Raw genomic sequence first — 17,999 nt, forward strand, 5'->3', positions numbered from 1 at the left:
TGGGGTGTTTCGCCGTGGCAGCAGCCGGGAGAGCCCCTGTACGGTGGTGCTCATGACCTCCAGTACAGCCCCGGACGCCAGCGCTGCCTCCGGGCCCCATAAATATGCCACGGGCCGTCAGTATGAGATCCGCAGGGCTGATGCCCTTGCGGTGGTCACCGAACTGGCGGCCGGGCTCCGGCTGTACAGCCGCGGCGGTGTGCAACTCACGGAGACGTATGGGGATGCCGAAATTTCTCCCGGAGCCGCCGGAATCACTCTGGCCCCCTGGGCAAACAGGGTAGAGGACGGGATCTGGTACCTCAACGGCAAGAAGCAGCAGCTCGACATCACCGAGGTTTCGCGGAACAACGCCAGCCACGGGCTGCTCCGCAACTCCGCCTACAACCTCGTTGATGAGTCGCAGTATTCGGTGACCCTGGAGGCGACGGTGTTCCCCCAGCACGGTTATCCCTTCCTGGTCCGGCACCGCGTGCAGTACCTGCTGACGGAGGATCTGGGCCTGGAAGTCAGGCAGACCCTGATCAACGACTCCGCCGTCCCCGCGCCGTTCGTGCTGGGGGCGCACCCGTACCTGCGGCTGGGTGACGCGGACGTGGAGAACCTGGTCCTGACTGTCGCTGCGGAAAGCCGCCTGGTGGCGGATGCGCGGCTGATTCCGCGCAGCTCGGAGCCGGTCAGCGGGGACAGCGACTTCCGCGCGGGCCAGCGGGTCGGGGACCTTGACATTGATGTGGCACTGACTGACCTGACGTTCGACGGCGGTGCGGCGCGCCACACGCTCTCGGCCGCCGACGGGCGCAGTGTGTCGCTGTGGCAGGACGAAGCGTGCGGCTACGTGCACGTTTTTGTGACAACCGAACTGCCGGGGCGGTCCAAGGCCGTCGCCATCGAACCCATGACCGGTCCCGCCAACGCCTTCAACTCCGGCGACGGACTGCGGTGGCTGCCGGCGGACGGGTCCTTCACCATGACCTGGGGGATCGATGCCGTGTTGGACGGTGCCGGGTAGTCGTTTCGCATAAGGGCCGGAGCTGAGGAAGTATTAGGTTATGACGCCAGCTGAGGACGCCACCCCATCCACTTCAATGCCGCCGCGCATCCGGGCGGACCGGGAGCTCGAGCAGGACATTCCCTACGGGGTCCGCATCGCGGCCTCGTGGGCCTGGCGCGTCGGGCTCATCCTGGTGGTGGGCGGCGCCCTGATCTGGCTGCTCAGCCGGATCAGCTTCCTGATCATTCCGGTCATGGTGGCAGCGCTCCTTGCCGGGCTGCTGAGCCCCGTGGTGCGCTGGTTGCGCAGCAAACGGCTGCCGAACGGTGCCGCCGTGGCCATCACCGTGCTCGGCTTCCTAGGCCTGATCGTGGGTGCGCTTGCCCTCGTTGGACGTCAATTGATTTCGGGCTTCGACGAACTGTGGTCCCAGGCCCTGGCAGGCGTGCAACAGATCCAGGACTGGCTCGCCGACGGACCGCTTCACCTCACGGCGGACCAGATCGACCAGTACCTTAAGGAAGCTACCTCTGCCCTGCAAAACAACAGCAGCAGCATCCTCAGCGGAGCGCTGTCCTTCGGCAGCACGGCCGGGCACTTCGCCGCAGGCCTGGTGCTGGCCCTTTTCATCCTCATATTCTTCCTGCTGGAGGGCGACCGGATCTGGGCCTTCATTGTGCGGCTGCTGCCGAAGAAGGCCCGCGCCGCCGCGTTCGGCGCAGGACGCAAAGGCTGGGCCTCCATGGTCAGCTATGCGCGGATCCAGATGTTTGTCGCCTTCGTGGACGCGGTGGGGATCGGCGTGGGAGCCGCCATTATCGGGGTTCCGCTGGCCCTGCCGCTGAGCGTACTCGTGTTCATTGGTTCGTTCATCCCGGTGGTCGGCGCACTCGTTACCGGCGCCATCGCCGTCCTGCTGGCGCTCGTGGCCAACGGCCCGGTCAACGCCCTGATCATGCTGGCCATCGTGCTCCTGGTCCAGCAGCTGGAGAGCCACATCCTGCAACCCTTGGTCATGGGCAAGGCTGTATCCCTGCATCCGGTGGCGGTCATCCTCAGTGTGGCGGCCGGATCTTACCTGGCAGGCATCCCCGGGGCGCTGTTCTCAGTGCCTATTCTTGCCGTAGCAAACACCGCAATTCGATACATCGCTGCCAGAACGTGGGAACATGAACAAGTGCTGGTAACCCCCGAAGGGCCAGTGACGCTTGGCCCGGACACTGATGACACCATCAGGGAAGTCCGGCCGCCGGACGTCCGGTCCTTCCGTGGCGAGGAGGCCGCAGCCAGCACAGACGCATCCAATCCGGAGGGCAAGGCCTGACCAGCCTGCCGGCCGCCGGAGCCGAACCCACCCAAGGAGAACAGTCCGTGAACACCCTCGATACCCTTCCCGTCACGCTGGACGATGTCCTTGAGGCGCAGAAGCTGCTCGACGGGATTATTACGCGGACACCGGTGGAATCATCACGGGCCCTCGGGAGCATGGTGGGCGGCGAGGTCTTTTTCAAATGTGAAAACCTGCAGCGGGCCGGTTCCTTCAAGGTCCGCGGCGCCTACGTGCGGATGGCAAAGCTGTCCGCTGAGGAGAAAAAGCGCGGCGTTGTGGCCGCATCGGCCGGTAACCACGCCCAGGGCGTGGCTGTGGCGGCCAAAGCACTCGGCATCAAGGCCCGCATCTACATGCCCCTGGGCGTGGCGCTGCCCAAGCTGGCCGCCACCCGCAGCCACGGCGCCGAGGTGGTACTCCACGGGCACAACGTGGACGAGGCCCTTGCCGAGGCGCAGCGCTATGCGGACGAATCCGGCATGGTCTTTGTGCACCCCTTCGACAACGTTGATGTGGTGTCCGGCCAGGGCACTGTTGGGCTGGAAATCCTGGAACAAATCCCCAACGTGGACACCATCCTGATGGGCGTCGGCGGCGGCGGGCTGCTCGCCGGCGTGGCCGTGGCCGTCAAGGAAAGAGCCCGCGAACTGGGCCGTGAGATCCGCATCATTGGCGTGCAGGCTGAAAACGCCGCGGCCTATCCGCCGTCCCTGGCCGCTGACGCGCTGGTTCCGCTGAAGAAAGTCTCCACCATGGCTGACGGCATCGCCGTGGGCCGCCCCGGCCAGCTGCCGTTCAGCATCATCCGCGAACTGGTGGATGACGTGGTTACCGTGAGTGAGGATTCGCTGGCGCGTGCCCTGATCTTCCTGCTGGAACGGGCAAAGCTGGTGGTGGAACCCGCGGGGGCTGTCGGGGTGGCCGCGCTGATGGACGGAAAGATCGAAAACCCCGGCACCACGGCGGTGATCCTGTCCGGCGGCAATATCGACCCGATGCTGATGCTCAAGGTCATCCAGCGCGGCCTGTCCGCCGCCGGCCGGTACATGACCGTGAGGATGATGCTCGATGACCGGCCGGGCTCGCTGGCGACGATCGCCCGAATCATTGCCGAAAACGATGCCAACGTCACCGGGCTGGACCACACCCGGGTGGGCGGCTCAATCAGCATGGGCGACGTCTCCATCACCGTTAACCTCGAGACCAAGGGCCACGAACATTGTGAACAGGTCCTGGGCGCCCTCCGCGCCGAGGGCTTTCAGCCGATTGTGGTGCATTAGGAGCGGCCATGCTGGATGCGATGGGGGACGGGCGACCGAGGAGCAGGCAGACCACCGCTTCGCGCGCCAAGGGCGGGCTGCTGGTCTCCGGCGGCTTTGTGTTCCTGCTCTTTGTCATCGAAGTGGTCAATATGCTGACCCTCCACGCCCTGAACAGGACCTTTGGCCTGCGGCCCAGGTCACTTGACGGGCTCCTGGATATCTTCACTTTCCCGCTCCTGCACGCCAACATGAACCATCTCCTCTCCAACGCCCTTCCGCTGGTCATTTTCGGCTTCCTGGTCTTCCTCTCGGGGCTGCGGGTGTTCCTGACTGCGTTGGCATTCAGCTGGCTGGGTTCCGGCCTGACGGTCTGGATGATTGGCGACGGCGGCATCACCGTGGGAGCCTCAGGCCTGGTGTTCGGGCTGTTCGCCTTCCTCCTGGTCCGTGGTTTCTTCAACGGCAGCTGGCGCCAAATCCTGCTCGCCGTGGTTCTGTTTATGGTCTACGGCGGCATCCTGCTGGGCGTCCTGCCAGTCATGGGCGGCTTCGTCTCCTGGCAGGCTCACCTCGGCGGGGCGGTGGGCGGGGTGGCTGCTGCCCTTCTGCTGCGGCCCAGGGAAACCAAAACGCCGGCCCCCTGACGGGGACCGGCGTTGAAGCTGAGCTGCGTTTGAGGCTGAAGCGGGTGGAAATCAGCCTTTGTACGGCTTGGCGGAGATGATCTCCACCGAAATGTCCTTGCCGTTCGGAGCGGTGTAGCTGAGGGTCTCGCCCTCTTTGTGACCGACGATTGCGGCACCAAGGGGCGACTTCTCGCTGAATACATCCAGGTCAGAGTCGCCGGCGATTTCACGGGATCCCAGCAGGAACGTCTCTTCATCCCCGGCGATCTTCGCAACTACCAGCATGCCGGGCTCAACGATGCCGTCATCGGCCGGGGCTTCCCCCACGTGGGCATCGCGCAGAAGCACCGTCAGCTGGCGGATCCGGGCTTCAATCTTTCCCTGTTCCTCCTTGGCCGCGTGGTAGCCGCCGTTTTCCTTGAGGTCGCCCTCCTGGCGGGCAGACTCGATCTTCTGGACAATCTCCGCACGGCCTGCGCCGGAAAGGTGGTCCAGCTCTGCCTTCAGGCGGTCAAAAGCTTCCTGGGTGAGCCAGGCTGCAGGCGCGCTGTTGGTGGTAGACACGGACTTCTCCTAATGGTCGAACATGCAAAAGACCCCGCCACGGTGGCCACTTGTGGAACGCAGTAACCAGCTCAGCGGGGTAAAGGGTGTTGCTCCATTGTAGTCAATACTGTGGAGATATCCCAACGGGGATGCGGCGCAGATCACATGATGCTACTTTCCGTCACCCGGAATCCAGCAGTTATCCACCACCCCGGAGACGGACGCTGACTCGGTCCGAACCGCCACCCGCTGCGCCACTGTCCGGCCGCCGTCAGCCGTTTTGTCCGCTTGCCCCGGCGGGATGTCCACCACTTTCCAGCCCACCACGGCGAACTTGGAATCCAGGGCCTTCACTGCGCACTTGACGGCCGTGCCGGGTTCCCTGGTGACCTGGAAATCAACCTCAGCCTGGGTGGCGTCGGGCGTACTGAAGCCAATGTCCTTGAACGTCACCCCCGAAGCAGAGGAGGTGGAGACCCAGGCCATAAAACCGACGCCGGCAGCCAGGAGGGCCACTGCGATGCCGCGTTTGGCCTTGCGGGAAAGGGGCCGCTTTTGACCGCCATAACGATTGACTAGGCTAGTGTCTGCAGGCGGGGACACGGCGGGCTGATCCTGGGACGTCACCAGTCCAGTTTAGTTCGGATCCGGACCGTGCCCGTCCCCGCGGGATCATGCAGCCGGTCCGTGCGTGGGTTGAGGGTGTTTCAGTGCCCGCCTTCCAGTATCAGCCGTCACATGTTCCGCAGCCCGTCAAGCCAAGTGGCCGAAATGCCAGCACCAGAAGAATAAGGAGCCGTCCTTCGATGACAGCGTCCACTCACAGCCCGGCTCCGCTCCGTCTGCTCGCCGTTCATGCGCACCCGGATGACGAGTCCAGCAAGGGTGCCGCCACCATGGCCATGTACGCTGCTGCCGGTGTGGACGTTATGGTGGCCACCTGCACGGATGGCTCCCGCGGAGATATCCAGAACCCTGCGGTGGAGGGGGACCCCCATCCAAAACGGGACATGGCGGGTGCCCGGCGGCTGGAGATGAATCAGGCCGCCAAGATCCTGGGCATCAAGCAGCGCTGGCTGGGGTTCATGGATTCGGGGCTGCCCGAGGGCGACCCGTTGCCGCCCTTGCCGCCCGGCTCGTTCGCGTTGCAGCCGCTGCCGCGCGCCGCGGCGCCCCTGGTGCGGCTGGTCCGGGACTTCAAGCCGCATGTCATGGTCAGCTATGACGAAAACGGGGGATACCCGCACCCGGACCACATCATGGCCCACCGCGTGGCCGTGGAGGCCTTCGCCGCTGCCGGTGACCCCGACCGGTACCCGGGGACGGGCCCGGCCTGGCAGCCCAGCAAGCTCTACTACGACCGCGCCTTCAACCCGGCACGGTTCCGTGCCTTGCACTTTGCCCTCGAGGAAGCCGGGCTGCAGTCCCCGTACGCGGAGCGCCTGGCCGCGTGGCTCGAAGCCGACGCCGAGGGTCATACCCCGCCGCCGGGCGGCCACCCCACCACTACCCAGATTGATTGCGGCGACTACTTTGAGGCGCGCGACGACGCGCTGCGGGCCCACCGTACCCAGGTGGATCCGCTGGGGTTCTTCTTTGCCGTGTCGGCTGACATGCAACGCCGGGTGTGGCCGTGGGAAGACTACTCGCTAATCGAAACCAAGGTTCCGGCCACCTTCCCGGAAAAGGATCTGTTCGCCGGGCTAAGATAGATGCGGCAGATTATTCTATGCCGTGTAGAAGAGCAGTGGGATGTTCCCGGGTCCGGCGGGCCCGGGTGCGGAAACCGCCGCCGGCTGCCACCAGTTTCCATAGAAGGTTAAACCGTGCATTACTTGCTCCTGGCTCTGGCCACCACACCCACGCCCATGCCCACGCCAAGTCTGCGGGAAGGCATTTCCGAGGACCAGGTCACTCCGGGGCTGTTGGGCTTCATCATGACGGCCTTTTTTGTCCTTGCCACCGCCTTGCTGATTGTGGACATGGTGCGGCGCATCCGCCGGGTCCGGTACCGGGGCCAGGTGGAAGAAGAGCGCCAGGCAGCAGCCGAGGCGGCAGACATTGAGGCGGCGGACCTTGAAGCGGGTGAGGTCCGGCAGCCTGTGGATCACCGCCGCCAACCCGCCGAGGATCGTTCCGACACACCGGAATAGGCCCGGCCGAACTGACCAGCCCTCCGCTCCCGGCCGCAAACCGCGTAGACCCCCGGGAACGCCCGCCCACGGCCCGCACCAGTCTCCGGTTGAGGGCGGCAGGTATTGGTTCCGCAAGGAACGAGTATCGCCTACTCGTGCGACAAGGGGTCGCCTGGTCGTTCACTAGGGGGTACCGGCGAGGCGGGAGCCCTTCCGTGCACAGGCCATCTCCCAGCCCCGCCAGAGCCAAACGCGCCTTAAAAGGAATATCCGTGACGTTTTTTGAGTCCGTGGACGCCCGCGTCCGGTGGATGAGGAAGCCGTGATGCGCGCATAGCACGACGTCCGGTCCGGACCGTGGTCCTGGCCGGGCAGCCAGTCGGGGGTCCATGAAAGGAGCGCCGCACGTGCAGACATTGTGGCGCACGGCCGCGACCCGCCGCCCGGCGCTCCGGCACTTCCATGGCCTCATACGCACGGCCCCGGTTACGTTGGGTTTCGTCGCCGTCTTCTGGGCGGCCGGTGCACTGTCTTTCAGCCTCTTTTCCGGACCGGCCCGTGCGCTCCGTTCGCAGGTGGCTGCCACCGCGCATTCAATCGCGCCGCACTGGTGGACTCTGCTCACGTCAGCGTTCTGGGAAAGGAACCTGGCGGGCTACGTTGTGGCAACCATTTTGGTGCTCGGGGTCGGTATCCCCTTGGAGCGGCGGATGGGAAGCCTCCGATTTGCTGCGTCCGCCTTGTTATTTCAGGTCCTGGGTATTGCCGCGGCCGTTGGTTTTGTGACCGTTGTCCGGGCTGTGATGGGGAGCTGGGCGCGGGAAATGAGCGGCCACCATTTTATCGGTCCCAGTGCATTCATTGCCGGAATCGGCATCGCCGCAACGACGGCGATGCCCACTCTTTGGCGGCGGCGGATTCGCGTGGTGGTCTTCGCCCTACTGTTGCTGCTGGCCCTCTACAGCGGAGGATTCGCCGATCTGGTGCGGCTCGCTGCGGCCTGTGCGGGAGCAGTTCTGGGACCGCTTATGGTCCGGCGGCGGACCCATCTCGCGCGCCCGGTCAGTTCCCGGCACGAAGGCCGGGTCCTGATAGGGCTTCTCGTGGCGGTCTCGGCGGTGGGGCCCGTGGTGGCCGGTTTGGTTCCGCACGCGGCCGGTCCTTTGTCCGTCCTGCGGTTCCTCTTCACCAACATCCAGCCGGTGGATCCCGATTCGCTTCAGATCCTGTGCAGCGACCCGGGTCAGGGCAAGGCATGTGCTTCAGCCCGGCTTCAACAGCGCGCCGGCGCCGGCGGCATCTTCATGGCGATCCTTCCCTCATTTCTGCTGCTGTTGCTCGCGGATGGCCTGAGGCGCGGACGGCGGTTCGCCTGGGCCGCGTCGGTGCTGATTCAGCTCAGTCTGTCCGTCCTGGCGGTCATCACCATCACCGGAATCCTTCAGCATTCGACGCCGGACACCCGCGCCGCCGGCGGGATCGGTGCCGCCGTGGGAAGAAGCGCATCTCTGCACCCGATCACTGCGCTGTTGCCCCTTCTGCTGCCCCTGGTTTTGACCGTCCTGTTGCTCATGACCCGAAAGCTTTTCCCCGTCGCCGCCCCGCCAGGCACCTATCGCCGCCTCGGCATTCGCCTTGCTGGCACGGCAGCTGTCCTGGGCAGCGTGTACGTCGGCGCAGGGCTTGCCCTGGCCCAGGATTTCTCCCCGGTTCCAGATCCGGCTGAGCTGCTTGCCAACGTTCCGGACAGGTTTCTTCCCCTGGCCTACATCGTGGGCGTGGCCCCGGCATTCCTTCCCCAGAGCCCGGCCGCGGTCCTGCTGTATGAGGGCGTCGGGGTCATCTTCTGGGCCATCACCGGTGTGCTGATGGTTAAATCCTTCCTGCGTCCGGATCCGGTCCGGAACCGGGGCGCAGACCGTGCCCGTGCCATCCTCACCAAACACGGGGGAGGGTCCTTATCGTGGATGACGATGTGGGCCGGCAACACTTATTGGTTCTCCACCACCAGCGAGACTTTCATTGCCTACCGGGTCATCTCAGGAGTCGCGCTGACACTCGGTGGGCCGGTCGGGCCGGAAACCGGCAACGGAAAGGCGCTCGCCGATTTTGCCAGGCTATGCCGTGAGCAAGGATGGACTCCGTGCTTCTACTCCGTGGACAGGACCATGCGGGATCATGCGGCTTCGCTCGGATGGGACGCGGTGCAGGTGGCCCAGGAGACCGTTCTTCCCCTGGATTCGGTGTCCTTCCAAGGAAAAAAATTCCAGGACATCCGTACCGCGATGAACAACGCGGCTAAAGCGGGCGTCCGGGCGGAATGGATAACCTACAGCACCGCTCCGCTGACCATCCAGGCGCAAATCCAGGAGATTTCCGAGGAATGGGTCGCGGACAAAAAGATACCGGAAATGGGCTTTACCCTGGGAAGCCTCGACGAACTCAAAGACCCCGAGGTCCGGTGCCTGATCGCCGTCGACGATCATCATCTTGTTCACGCACTCGCCTCCTGGCTGCCGGTCTACCGGAACGGAAACATCAATGGCTGGACCCTGGACTTCATGCGCCGCCGCAGCAACGGCTTCCGCCCCGCCACCGAATTTCTCATCGCTTCCGCCGTGCTCAGCCTCAAGAAGGAAGGCTATGAGTACATCAGCCTTTCGGGGGCGCCGCTGGCCTGGGCCAGCGCCGACGACCCCCGCCCAACCACCGCCGCGCCGCCCGGGGCAGGAGGCCTGGAACGGTTGCTCAACTGGTTGGGTGCGACCCTGGAACCGATCTACGGCTTCAGGTCGCTGCTGGCCTTCAAAGCCAAATTCCAGCCCCGGTATGTGCCGCTGTACATGCTTTACCCCGACGCCGCCGCCCTCCCCACCATCGCCAACGCCGTCACGCGCGCCTACCTCCCGGCGGTCACCCTCGGAGAAAGCCTGACACTGGCGCGCCGCATACTGCGGGGCAGTGAGAAGCCTGCGGCCCCTGCCCGTGAAAGTACCCGGCCCGTGAAAGTACCCGGCCCATGAAAGTACCGGGCCCATGAAAGTACCCGGCCCTGAAGCCCGCCTGCTGCCCCCGCAGCCATAGCCCAATCCGCCATCAACTGAACCACGGTACTTTCGTAGACTGTGGTGAGGGGCACGGTTCCTGGCGCAGGAGTGCCGCCCCGGACGGCAGAGGTCGTGGTGGGCTCATCGAGTCCTCCCGTCACCTGAATGCCGCAGGATGAAGGGACATGTACCAAGTGACGAGCCAACCCGATCAAGCCGTTCCGCCGGGAGTTCCGGGCGGCTCCAACACCCTGGCCGCCGAACCGTCGGCGTATCTGCGCCAGCACGCGGGCAACCCGGTGCACTGGCAGCCGTACGGGCAGGCTGCGTTCGCCGCCGCCGCTGCACGGGACGTGCCGGTGTTCCTCTCGATCGGTTACGCAGCCTGCCACTGGTGCCACGTCATGGCCCATGAGTCGTTTGAGGACCAGGAAACCGCAGACTACCTGAACGCGCACTTCGTTCCCGTGAAGGTGGACCGGGAAGAACGGCCCGATGTGGACGCGGTGTACATGGCCGCCACGCAGGCCATCAGCGGGGAGGGCGGCTGGCCGATGTCCGTCTTCCTCACGCCCGAAGGACTTGCCTTCCACGCCGGCACCTATTTCCCGCCCCGCCCGATGCCCGGACGGCCCTCCTTCCGGCAGGTGCTCGAAGCGGTCCAGGAAGCATGGCGGGAGCGGCGTGATGCGGTGGAACGGAACGCAGCGTCCCTGGCCCAAAGCCTGGGCGACGCGCAACTCTCAGCCGCCGTGACGGTGTCCGGTCCGCCACCCCTGCTTGACCCGGATCTCCTTCCCGCCGCCGTGGCGGCGCTGGCCCGGTCTGAGGACATGACCGACGGCGGTTTCGGCGCCGCCCCGAAATTCCCGCCGTCGGCGGTACTGGAATTCCTGATCAGGCACGCCGCGGTGCCCTCGGACACCGCGGATGCGGCGCGGGACATGGCGGGCCGGACGCTGGCGGTCATGGCCCGCTCGGCGCTGTTTGACCAGCTGGAGGGCGGCTTTGCCCGGTACTCGGTGACCCGCGACTGGTCCGTCCCGCACTTCGAAAAGATGCTGTACGACAACGCCCAGCTGCTCCGTGACTATGTCCACTGGGTGCGCCTGGGCGGCAACGAGGTGTTCCCGGCGGAGGAAGCCGCGGACGTGGCCGTCCGCACCGCGCAGTGGCTGCTGGACTCGCTGGGCCTCGGCACGGTCGGGGACACAGGCGGCGCCGGCTTTGCGCTGGCCTCATCCCTGGACGCCGACTCCCTGGTGGATGGCGAACATCATGAAGGGGCCGCCTACCTGTGGACCGTTGAAGGCCTGCAAGAGGTCCTGGGCGAGGAGGACGGCGCGGCCGCAGGCCGACTTATGAACGTCGGGCCGGTGGGCACCGTCTCCGGGTACGGCTCACCATTGCACCCCGCACGGCGCCTGGAGGGTGCCGAGGCGGAGCTGTGGACCCGGGTCCGTCCGGCCCTGCTGACGGCCAGGAACCAGCGGCCCCAGCCGGCGCGGGATGACAAGGTGGTGGCCGGCTGGAACGGGCTCGCCGTCGCCGCGCTCGCGGAAGCCGGGGCGGTGCTGGGCCGCAAGGAGTTTGTGGCAGCGGCCGAATCCATCGCCGCCTACCTCGAACGCGTCCACTGGCAGGCAGCTGACCGCGCACTGATCCGGGTCTCGCACGCCGGAACGGCCCGTGGCATCGGCGGGTTGCTGGAAGACTACGCCTTTTGCGCCGAGGGGATGTTTGCCCTCTACGCCGCCACGGGCCGGACACGCTGGTACCAGTTTGCCGAGCGGCTGGTGCACGCGGCCGGCAGCCGCTTCGTGGTTGACGGGCGCCTGGTGGACACGGCCGGGGGAGACGGCCAGGTCCGGGCGGCGCAGGGCGGCCAGGCAGGCCTGGATCCGTTCGATAATGCCACGCCCAGTGGCGCCGCGGCGTTCGCGGGCGTCCTTCTCACTTATGCAGCGCTTTCCGGATCCGCGGAGCACCGGGCCCTGGCCTCGCAGGTCCTGGCGCTCGTCCCGCCACTGGCGGCCCGTGCGCCGCGGGTGGCCGGCTGGCTCCTGGCGACCGCCCAGGCAGCCCTCGCCGGGCCGGTGGAAGCCGCCGTTGTGGGGCCGCCCGGTCCCCGGCGCACCGAACTCCACCTGGAGCTGCTCAGGTCAGCCAGCCCCGGCCTGGTGATCGCAGTGGAGGACGACGGCGGCGCGGAAGTCCCGCCGTCGGGCGCTCCTTCCGGAGTGGAGCCCATCCCGGATGCGACGGTTGCAGTACCGCTGCTGGCGGGCAGGCCGGCCGGCCCGGACGGATCCCCGTTGGCGTACCTGTGCCGGAACATGGTGTGTGAACGCCCCGTGGCAACGCCCGGGGACCTGCGGGCGCGACTCGAACTGATGACGGGCGCAGGCCCGGTCAGCTGAGGACGGCGATCAGGATGGCCGCGAAATGGGCGCCGAAGGCAAAGACAGTCAGCGCGTGAAAGAGTTCGTGGAAGCCGAAATGCCGGTAGCTGAAGTTGGGCTTCTTGAGTGCATAGAACACCGCGCCGGTGATGTACAGGACACCGCCCACACAGATCAGGACGGCGGCAGGGACGCTGGCGGAGAAGAACTCCGGCAGATAGAACAGTGACCCGCAACCGAGCGCGATGTAGATGGGAACGTACAGCCAGCGCGGCGCGTCCGTCCACAGGAGACGGAAGAGGACTCCGAGGATCGCGCCGGACCAGATGACCCAGAGCAACAGGACGGCTTTGGGCTGCTCGAGCAAGGACCAGGCAAGCGGCGTGTAGCTGCCTGCGATGACCAGCATGATGTTGGTGTGGTCCAGCCGTTTGAGGACCATTTTGACGCGGGGAGACCAGTTTCCGCGGTGATAGACGGCGCTGACGCCAAAAAGCAGGACGCCCGTGGCGGCGTAGATGGCCGAGGTGATCTTGCGGTCCGTCGTGGGGGCCACCACCACCAGGATGATCCCCGCGACCAGCGCCAGCGGCGCAGCGACGGTATGGATCCATCCGCGCCACTTGGGCTTGATCATCAGGAGTTCGGCCAGCCGCACCGCGGCGTCATCCACCGGGCTGTGGCCGTCCGTTCCGGGTGCGCGTCCGGCGTCGGGAGTCTGGCTGTTCATGCCTCCAGAATATCCTCCGGCGCCATAAGTTACTCACCGGTAATAGGGTGCGAGGCCCGGGACGCCCCCGCGACGGCGCGTACGGCCCGCCCGCGGGCGGTAGCCTAGGATGTGCAATGCCGTCGAACAATAGCGGAAGTCAGGTGAGTCTCCTCGTGGAATTGGGCGGGTTCCTTTACGGCTTCTACGAGAGACGGCTGCTCCGGGAGCTGACCGGCGGCCGCATCCCCAAGCACATCGGCGTGATGGTGGACGGCAACCGCCGCTGGGCCAAACAGTTCAACGCGCCCACCAGCCAGGGCCACCAGGCCGGGGCCGACAAAATTCACGAATTCCTCGGCTGGTGCCAGGAGCTCGGCGTCAAAGTGGTCACGCTGTACATGCTTTCCACGGACAACATGAGCCGCTCCAGCGAGGAGCTGGACCTCCTGATGGGGATCATCGCCAACACCCTGGACCGGCTCGACGAGGATGCCAACATTTCGGTGAACGCCATGGGAGCCCCCGAACTGCTTCCCGACTACCTCGCCGAACGGCTCAACAAGCTGACGGCCCGGACGCCGGTGCAGGAAAAGATCCACGTCAACGTTGCCGTGGGCTATGGGGGCCGCCGCGAGATCGTGGACGCCGTCCGGGAACTGCTGCACGACGCCGTCGCCAAGGGGTCCGACATCTCCGCGCTCGCGGACAGCCTCACCGTGGACGACATTTCGCGCTTCCTGTACACCCGCGGCCAGCCCGATCCCGATCTGGTCATCAGGACCTCCGGAGAGCAGCGGCTCTCCGGTTTCCTCATGTGGCAAAGCGCCTATAGCGAGTTCTACTTCTGCGAGGCCTTGTGGCCGGCGTTCCGGAAAGTCGATTTCCTGCGGGCACTGCGCGACTATGCCGGACGGCAGCGGCGCTTCGGCACCTGAGACGCGCCTGCCCGCCCGCCGGTACCCTGACGGGAAGCCCGCCGTCGCACCCGTTCACGCGGTGTTCACAATCCGGTAACAGGAATCGCCGACCGAGGATTTCGGAAATTACTGGCGGTGGATTTACGTTGTAACCATCAGCAGGCAAAACCGCCGGCTGTTCGGGGAGGCCAGTACATGGAGCGGATTTTCGCACCGGTTGTATGGGAGGCCGCGTCCGGCCTTCAGGCCGAACCGCCTCACCAATAACAATTCCGGGCATGTGCCCGGGGCTGGAGTCGATGTGGCTACTTCTGAACTACTGCCCGAGGTTGTTTCCGAGGGACAGAAAGCTACCTCTCGCGCCACGCGAGCTACCTCAAAAACCGGTGCAGCCACTGAAGCTGCGGCCGGTTTTGCCGTCTCCGGAAGGGAAGCCACCATCAGCAGCTTTGTCATTGACACCTCCGTCCTGCTCTCCGACCCGCGCGCCCTGCTGCGCTTTGCGGAGCACGAGGTCATCGTCCCCATTGTTGTGATCAGCGAACTTGAGGGGAAACGGCACGATCCCGAGCTGGGCTACTTTGCCCGCAAGGCCCTCCGGCTGCTCGATGACCTCCGGGTGAAGCACGGCGGCCTCAGTCACCCCATCCCCATCGGGGACAGCGGCGGCACTCTGATGGTGGAACTGAACCACATCTCCGCTGACGTGCTTCCCCTCGGATTCCGCAGCGGCGACAATGACAGCCGCATCCTGGCCGTAGCCAAAAACCTGGCCAACGAAGGCCGGAACGTCACGGTGGTGTCCAAAGACCTGCCCATGCGGGTCAAAGCCTCCGCCATGGGGCTCACAGCCGACGAATACCGCAACGAACTGGTGCAGGACTCCGGCTGGACGGGCATTGCCGAGGTGGAAGCCAGCGAAGACGAAGTCAACACCCTGTACGGCCACGAGCCGGTCTTCATCCCCGCGGCAGCAGAAATGCCGGTCAACACCGGCCTGGTGCTGCTCTCCAACCGGGGTTCGGCCCTCGGCCGGGTGGGCGCCGATAAGCAGGTCCGGCTGGTCAAGGGTGACCGTGACGTGTTCGGGCTGCACGGACGCTCGGCGGAGCAGCGGCTGGCCATCGACCTGCTGATGGACCCCGCCGTCGGCATCGTCTCGATCGGCGGACGGGCGGGCACCGGCAAGTCCGCGCTGGCCCTCTGCGCAGGCCTTGAAGCGGTCCTGGAACGCCGCGAGCACCGCAAGGTGATCGTCTTCCGCCCCCTCTACGCGGTGGGCGGCCAGGAACTCGGTTACCTGCCCGGCTCCGAGTCGGAGAAAATGAACCCCTGGGCGCAGGCCGTGTTTGACACCCTCGGCGCACTGGTCAGCCAGGAGGTCGTGGAAGAAGTCATGGACCGCGGCATGCTCGAAGTCATGCCGCTGACCCACATCCGCGGCCGCTCCCTGCACGACGCGTTCGTCATTGTGGACGAGGCACAGTCACTGGAGAAGAACGTCCTCCTCACCGTGATGAGCCGCATCGGCCAGAACTCGAAGATCGTCCTCACCCACGACGTCGCCCAGCGCGACAACCTGCGCGTCGGCCGGCACGACGGCATCGCCGCCGTCGTCGAGACCCTGAAAGGACACCCGCTGTTCGGCCACATCACCCTGACGCGCTCCGAACGGTCGCCCATCGCAGCGCTGGTGACGGAACTGCTCGAAGGGGCTGAGATTTAGGGTCCGCGCGGGTGCCCCTTCCGCTGCGTGCTGGCTCGTTCCTCGCCTTTGACGCACGCTGCCGGAAGGCGCACCCGGCGCCAAGCCCCGGCCCTAGCTGATGTGCAGGAACTTGGCCGCGGCCTCGTGGCCTTCGACCTGGAGAGTCCAGTCGGGGCGCTTGAATGTCGCCGGGGTGACGCGGACTTTCTGGACGTCCACGGCGGTGTTGCCCCAGGACATGCGGGCGGTGCCGTTGGGTTCGTAGCCGAGCGCGCGGGACACCCCCAAAGAGGAGGAGTTCCAGGCGGCAGCTTCCGACTCGGCAACTTCGGCGCCCAGCCAGTTGAAAGCCCAGAGGACGACGGCGGCGCGCATCTCCGTGCCCAGTCCGCGGCCGTGGACGGACTGTTTGAGCCACGAGCCGGTGCTGACTGTCCTCAGCGTGGCGAAGTCCTTGGCCCCGATGTCCTGGCAGCCGACAAACTGCCCCTCGTGCCAGATGCCCAGGAGCAGGGTCCAGTCTTTGGGGGTGGCCTGTCCGCGGCAGCGCCAGTACCACTGGGCCATGTTGGGGCCCAGTGTGTCCGCCGGCAGTTCCGTCCAGGGGTTGCTGAACGGGTTCCGGCCTGGATCGTGGATGCCGCTGGCGGCCGCTGCGACGGCCGCGGGAATGTCGTCATCGGTGATGGGACGGAGTACCAGCCGCGGCGTGGTCAGGGTGAGGCCAAAAAGGGGCCAGATGGCGGTCAGCGCGGTCATCAGGGAAGCCTAACCGACTCCGGACCCTGCGGCTTGTCAACCGTTCCGCTCAGGCCCCGATGTCCCAGCTGATGTGGCGGCGGACGTCCGTGAGGTTCATGGATTCGGCCAGGAAGAGGTCATCGAGCATGTACTCGTCAACTCCCAGGATCCGGATCCAGTGGCCATGATCCGTGGAGCCTTCCGCCAAGGACTGGCTGGCGACGCAGACACCGGTCTCAAGATCGATGCGCACCCGGTTGCTGCCGGGCAGGCAGAGCGGGGCGCCCGGGTCCGAAGCGCGGTAAGAGGCAGTGGGCGAGACTTCGGCCTCCAGTACAGGCCGCCCGTGATGCTCCACCCGGCGAACGCCCTGCACCTCCACCGGGTTTGCTCCCGGGAACTCCAGCGGAGCCGGCGCCTTGCCGGCCAGCTCCACCGGATCCAGGGCGGCCGAGAAGCGGCCATTGCCGAAGCCCGGTTCGCCGTACGCGGCCTCCGGCCGGCGCCTGACCAGACCGCCGTCGTCGTAGACCGGCGCCACGAGGTGCGGCGGCAACAGCCAGGACTTCCGGGTGGAACTGATGTACAGCCCGTCCCTGGAATCATTGATCCCGGTCGTGCTGTGGAGGACAAGACCGTCAGGGGTTTCCAGCCGGAGCGCTCCCGGCCGGCGCAGCCAGGCACGGACCAGCGGGGCCGCCGGATCCGGGGAGTCGGCGAAGGGCTCATCCCAATATTCAAAACGCAGGGATTGCCATTTCCACGGGGAAGAACGGCACAAATTCCGGAACATCGCAGTCAGGTCTCCGGCCGTGCCGCTGCTTTCCGGGTCCGGCCGGCGCCTTGTGTCCCAGGTCGACATATCCACAGTTTACGCGCGGGCCTGCGCGGCCCCGTCCGGATCCAGTAGCATCCGAGGAGTGATCCGACGACTCGATGGACTTTGGGAGGCCACCCCGCTGGCGTTCTGGCTGGTGCTGGCTGCCTGTGCCTACTTTCTGGTAATGGCCGCCCGGCTGACGGTCATCGATGTACGGCACCATCTGTTGCCGAACCGGATTGTGTTCCCTTCCTACGGCGTGGCGGGAGTCCTGCTCCTTGCCGCGGCCATCGTGCACGGTGTTGCCGGTTCCGGCGGTGTGCCAGGGGCGCCCGACGGCGGCGCCGAACTTTTGGGTGTACCTGCCCTTCGAATCCTGGCCGGGGGAGCGGTCCTCTGGCTGTTCTACTTTGTCCTCCGGCTTGTCTACCCGCCCGGCATGGGCTTTGGCGACGTCAAACTGGCCGGTGTGCTGGGAATGTATCTGGGGTACCTCGGCTGGGGCCACGTCTTCGCCGGCACCTTTGCCGCCTTCCTGCTGGGTGGACTCTGGTCCATTGCCCTGCTTGCCGCGCGCCGCGGCACCCTGAAGTCCGCCATCCCCTTCGGTCCGTTCATGCTCGCCGGGGCGGCCGCGGCCATGCTGCTGCCTGCCTGAGGCCTGCAGTTGACGGCAGGAAATTCCCCGGGACCCATCTTTTAGCTCTGCGGGCATCAGTTTGCCGGGCTATCAACATAGGCCATTGTCCGCACCGTGAT

16 protein-coding genes are annotated in these 17,999 nt (G+C 66.0%); 11 read left to right on the forward strand and 5 right to left on the reverse strand.

Going from position 1 to position 17,999, the window contains the following annotated elements; translation table 11 throughout:
• Positions 1–52 precede the first annotated feature (52 nt).
• From SBP01_RS05785 to SBP01_RS05800, 4 genes are read left to right on the forward strand one after another with little or no spacing between them, the layout of a single operon-like run.
• Positions 53–1,012 carry an aldose 1-epimerase family protein gene (locus SBP01_RS05785; RefSeq protein ID WP_320537817.1) on the forward strand — a complete coding sequence of 320 codons (960 nt, stop codon included), beginning with the start codon at positions 53–55 and terminating at the stop codon, positions 1,010–1,012.
• A gap of 40 nt (positions 1,013–1,052) precedes the next feature.
• Positions 1,053–2,318, forward strand: a complete 1,266-nt coding sequence (locus tag SBP01_RS05790; protein ID WP_275212678.1) for an AI-2E family transporter — start codon at positions 1,053–1,055, stop codon at positions 2,316–2,318.
• Between the two features lie 47 nt (positions 2,319–2,365).
• Entirely contained in the window at positions 2,366–3,604 is a 1,239-nt protein-coding gene (ilvA, locus tag SBP01_RS05795; protein WP_275212677.1) for a threonine ammonia-lyase, read from the forward strand.
• An 8-nt stretch (positions 3,605–3,612) separates the two neighbouring features.
• Positions 3,613–4,230 (forward strand): rhomboid family intramembrane serine protease, encoded by a 618-nt coding sequence (locus SBP01_RS05800; RefSeq protein ID WP_275212676.1) that lies wholly within the window; start codon positions 3,613–3,615, stop codon positions 4,228–4,230.
• 51 nt (positions 4,231–4,281) lie between these two features.
• Here the strand turns inward: SBP01_RS05800 and greA are convergent, their stop codons facing one another.
• Both greA and SBP01_RS05810 read right to left on the reverse strand, forming a co-directional pair.
• Positions 4,282–4,776, reverse strand: coding sequence for a transcription elongation factor GreA (gene greA, locus SBP01_RS05805; protein ID WP_275212674.1), 495 nt, complete (start codon positions 4,774–4,776; stop codon positions 4,282–4,284).
• 153 nt (positions 4,777–4,929) lie between these two features.
• The gene (locus SBP01_RS05810) at positions 4,930–5,385 is read right to left on the reverse strand and encodes a DUF4307 domain-containing protein (protein ID WP_275212673.1); all 456 of its coding nucleotides are present in this window, start codon (positions 5,383–5,385) and stop codon (positions 4,930–4,932) included.
• Between the two features lie 179 nt (positions 5,386–5,564).
• Between SBP01_RS05810 and mca the strand changes: the two genes are divergently transcribed.
• The 4 genes from mca (at position 5,565) to SBP01_RS05830 (ending at position 12,360) form a co-directional block, all read left to right on the forward strand.
• Complete coding sequence (gene mca, locus SBP01_RS05815; RefSeq protein ID WP_275212672.1) at positions 5,565–6,470, forward strand: mycothiol conjugate amidase Mca; 906 nt, start codon at positions 5,565–5,567, stop codon at positions 6,468–6,470.
• Positions 6,471–6,584: 114 nt separating this feature from the next.
• Entirely contained in the window at positions 6,585–6,911 is a 327-nt protein-coding gene (locus SBP01_RS05820) for a hypothetical protein (RefSeq protein ID WP_275212671.1), read from the forward strand.
• A gap of 389 nt (positions 6,912–7,300) precedes the next feature.
• Positions 7,301–9,916 (forward strand): rhomboid family intramembrane serine protease, encoded by a 2,616-nt coding sequence (locus SBP01_RS05825; protein WP_320537818.1) that lies wholly within the window; start codon positions 7,301–7,303, stop codon positions 9,914–9,916.
• 209 nt (positions 9,917–10,125) lie between these two features.
• Complete coding sequence (locus SBP01_RS05830) at positions 10,126–12,360, forward strand: thioredoxin domain-containing protein (RefSeq protein WP_414004269.1); 2,235 nt, start codon at positions 10,126–10,128, stop codon at positions 12,358–12,360.
• On the opposite strand, the gene trhA is transcribed toward SBP01_RS05830, so the two are convergent.
• On the reverse strand, positions 12,353–13,072 hold the full coding sequence (gene trhA, locus SBP01_RS05835; RefSeq protein WP_275212668.1) for a PAQR family membrane homeostasis protein TrhA: 720 nt from the start codon (positions 13,070–13,072) through the stop codon (positions 12,353–12,355). The genes SBP01_RS05830 and trhA overlap by 8 nt on opposite strands.
• Positions 13,073–13,227: 155 nt before the next feature.
• Between trhA and SBP01_RS05840 the strand changes: the two genes are divergently transcribed.
• Together SBP01_RS05840 and SBP01_RS05845 are read left to right on the forward strand one after the other, a co-directional pair.
• On the forward strand, positions 13,228–13,989 hold the full coding sequence (locus SBP01_RS05840) for an isoprenyl transferase (protein ID WP_275212816.1): 762 nt from the start codon (positions 13,228–13,230) through the stop codon (positions 13,987–13,989).
• 283 nt (positions 13,990–14,272) lie between these two features.
• Positions 14,273–15,697 (forward strand): PhoH family protein, encoded by a 1,425-nt coding sequence (locus SBP01_RS05845; RefSeq protein ID WP_320537820.1) that lies wholly within the window; start codon positions 14,273–14,275, stop codon positions 15,695–15,697.
• Between the two features lie 93 nt (positions 15,698–15,790).
• On the opposite strand, the gene SBP01_RS05850 is transcribed toward SBP01_RS05845, so the two are convergent.
• Together SBP01_RS05850 and SBP01_RS05855 are read right to left on the reverse strand one after the other, a co-directional pair.
• Positions 15,791–16,438, reverse strand: a complete 648-nt coding sequence (locus SBP01_RS05850; RefSeq protein ID WP_320537821.1) for a GNAT family protein — start codon at positions 16,436–16,438, stop codon at positions 15,791–15,793.
• Positions 16,439–16,487: 49 nt separating this feature from the next.
• Positions 16,488–17,282, reverse strand: a complete 795-nt coding sequence (locus SBP01_RS05855; RefSeq protein WP_320537822.1) for a hypothetical protein — start codon at positions 17,280–17,282, stop codon at positions 16,488–16,490.
• Between the two features lie 58 nt (positions 17,283–17,340).
• Between SBP01_RS05855 and SBP01_RS05860 the strand changes: the two genes are divergently transcribed.
• Entirely contained in the window at positions 17,341–17,898 is a 558-nt protein-coding gene (locus SBP01_RS05860; protein ID WP_275212664.1) for a prepilin peptidase, read from the forward strand.
• Positions 17,899–17,999: the final 101 nt, after the last annotated feature.

The organism is Pseudarthrobacter sp. IC2-21, from assembly GCF_034048115.1.
Classification (GTDB): Bacteria; Actinomycetota; Actinomycetes; order Actinomycetales; family Micrococcaceae; genus Arthrobacter; species Arthrobacter naphthalenicus.

Coding starts and splice junctions, on each gene's coding strand:
- SBP01_RS05785 (WP_320537817.1), top strand. CDS start 53: ATGACCTCCAGTACAGCCCCGGACGCCAGCGCTGCCTCCGGGCCCCAT.
- SBP01_RS05790 (WP_275212678.1), top strand. CDS start 1,053: ATGACGCCAGCTGAGGACGCCACCCCATCCACTTCAATGCCGCCGCGC.
- SBP01_RS05800 (WP_275212676.1), top strand. CDS start 3,613: ATGCTGGATGCGATGGGGGACGGGCGACCGAGGAGCAGGCAGACCACC.
- mca (WP_275212672.1), top strand. CDS start 5,565: ATGACAGCGTCCACTCACAGCCCGGCTCCGCTCCGTCTGCTCGCCGTT.
- SBP01_RS05830 (WP_414004269.1), top strand. CDS start 10,126: ATGTACCAAGTGACGAGCCAACCCGATCAAGCCGTTCCGCCGGGAGTT.
- trhA (WP_275212668.1), bottom strand. CDS start 13,072: ATGAACAGCCAGACTCCCGACGCCGGACGCGCACCCGGAACGGACGGC.
- SBP01_RS05850 (WP_320537821.1), bottom strand. CDS start 16,438: ATGACCGCGCTGACCGCCATCTGGCCCCTTTTTGGCCTCACCCTGACC.
- SBP01_RS05855 (WP_320537822.1), bottom strand. CDS start 17,282: ATGTCGACCTGGGACACAAGGCGCCGGCCGGACCCGGAAAGCAGCGGC.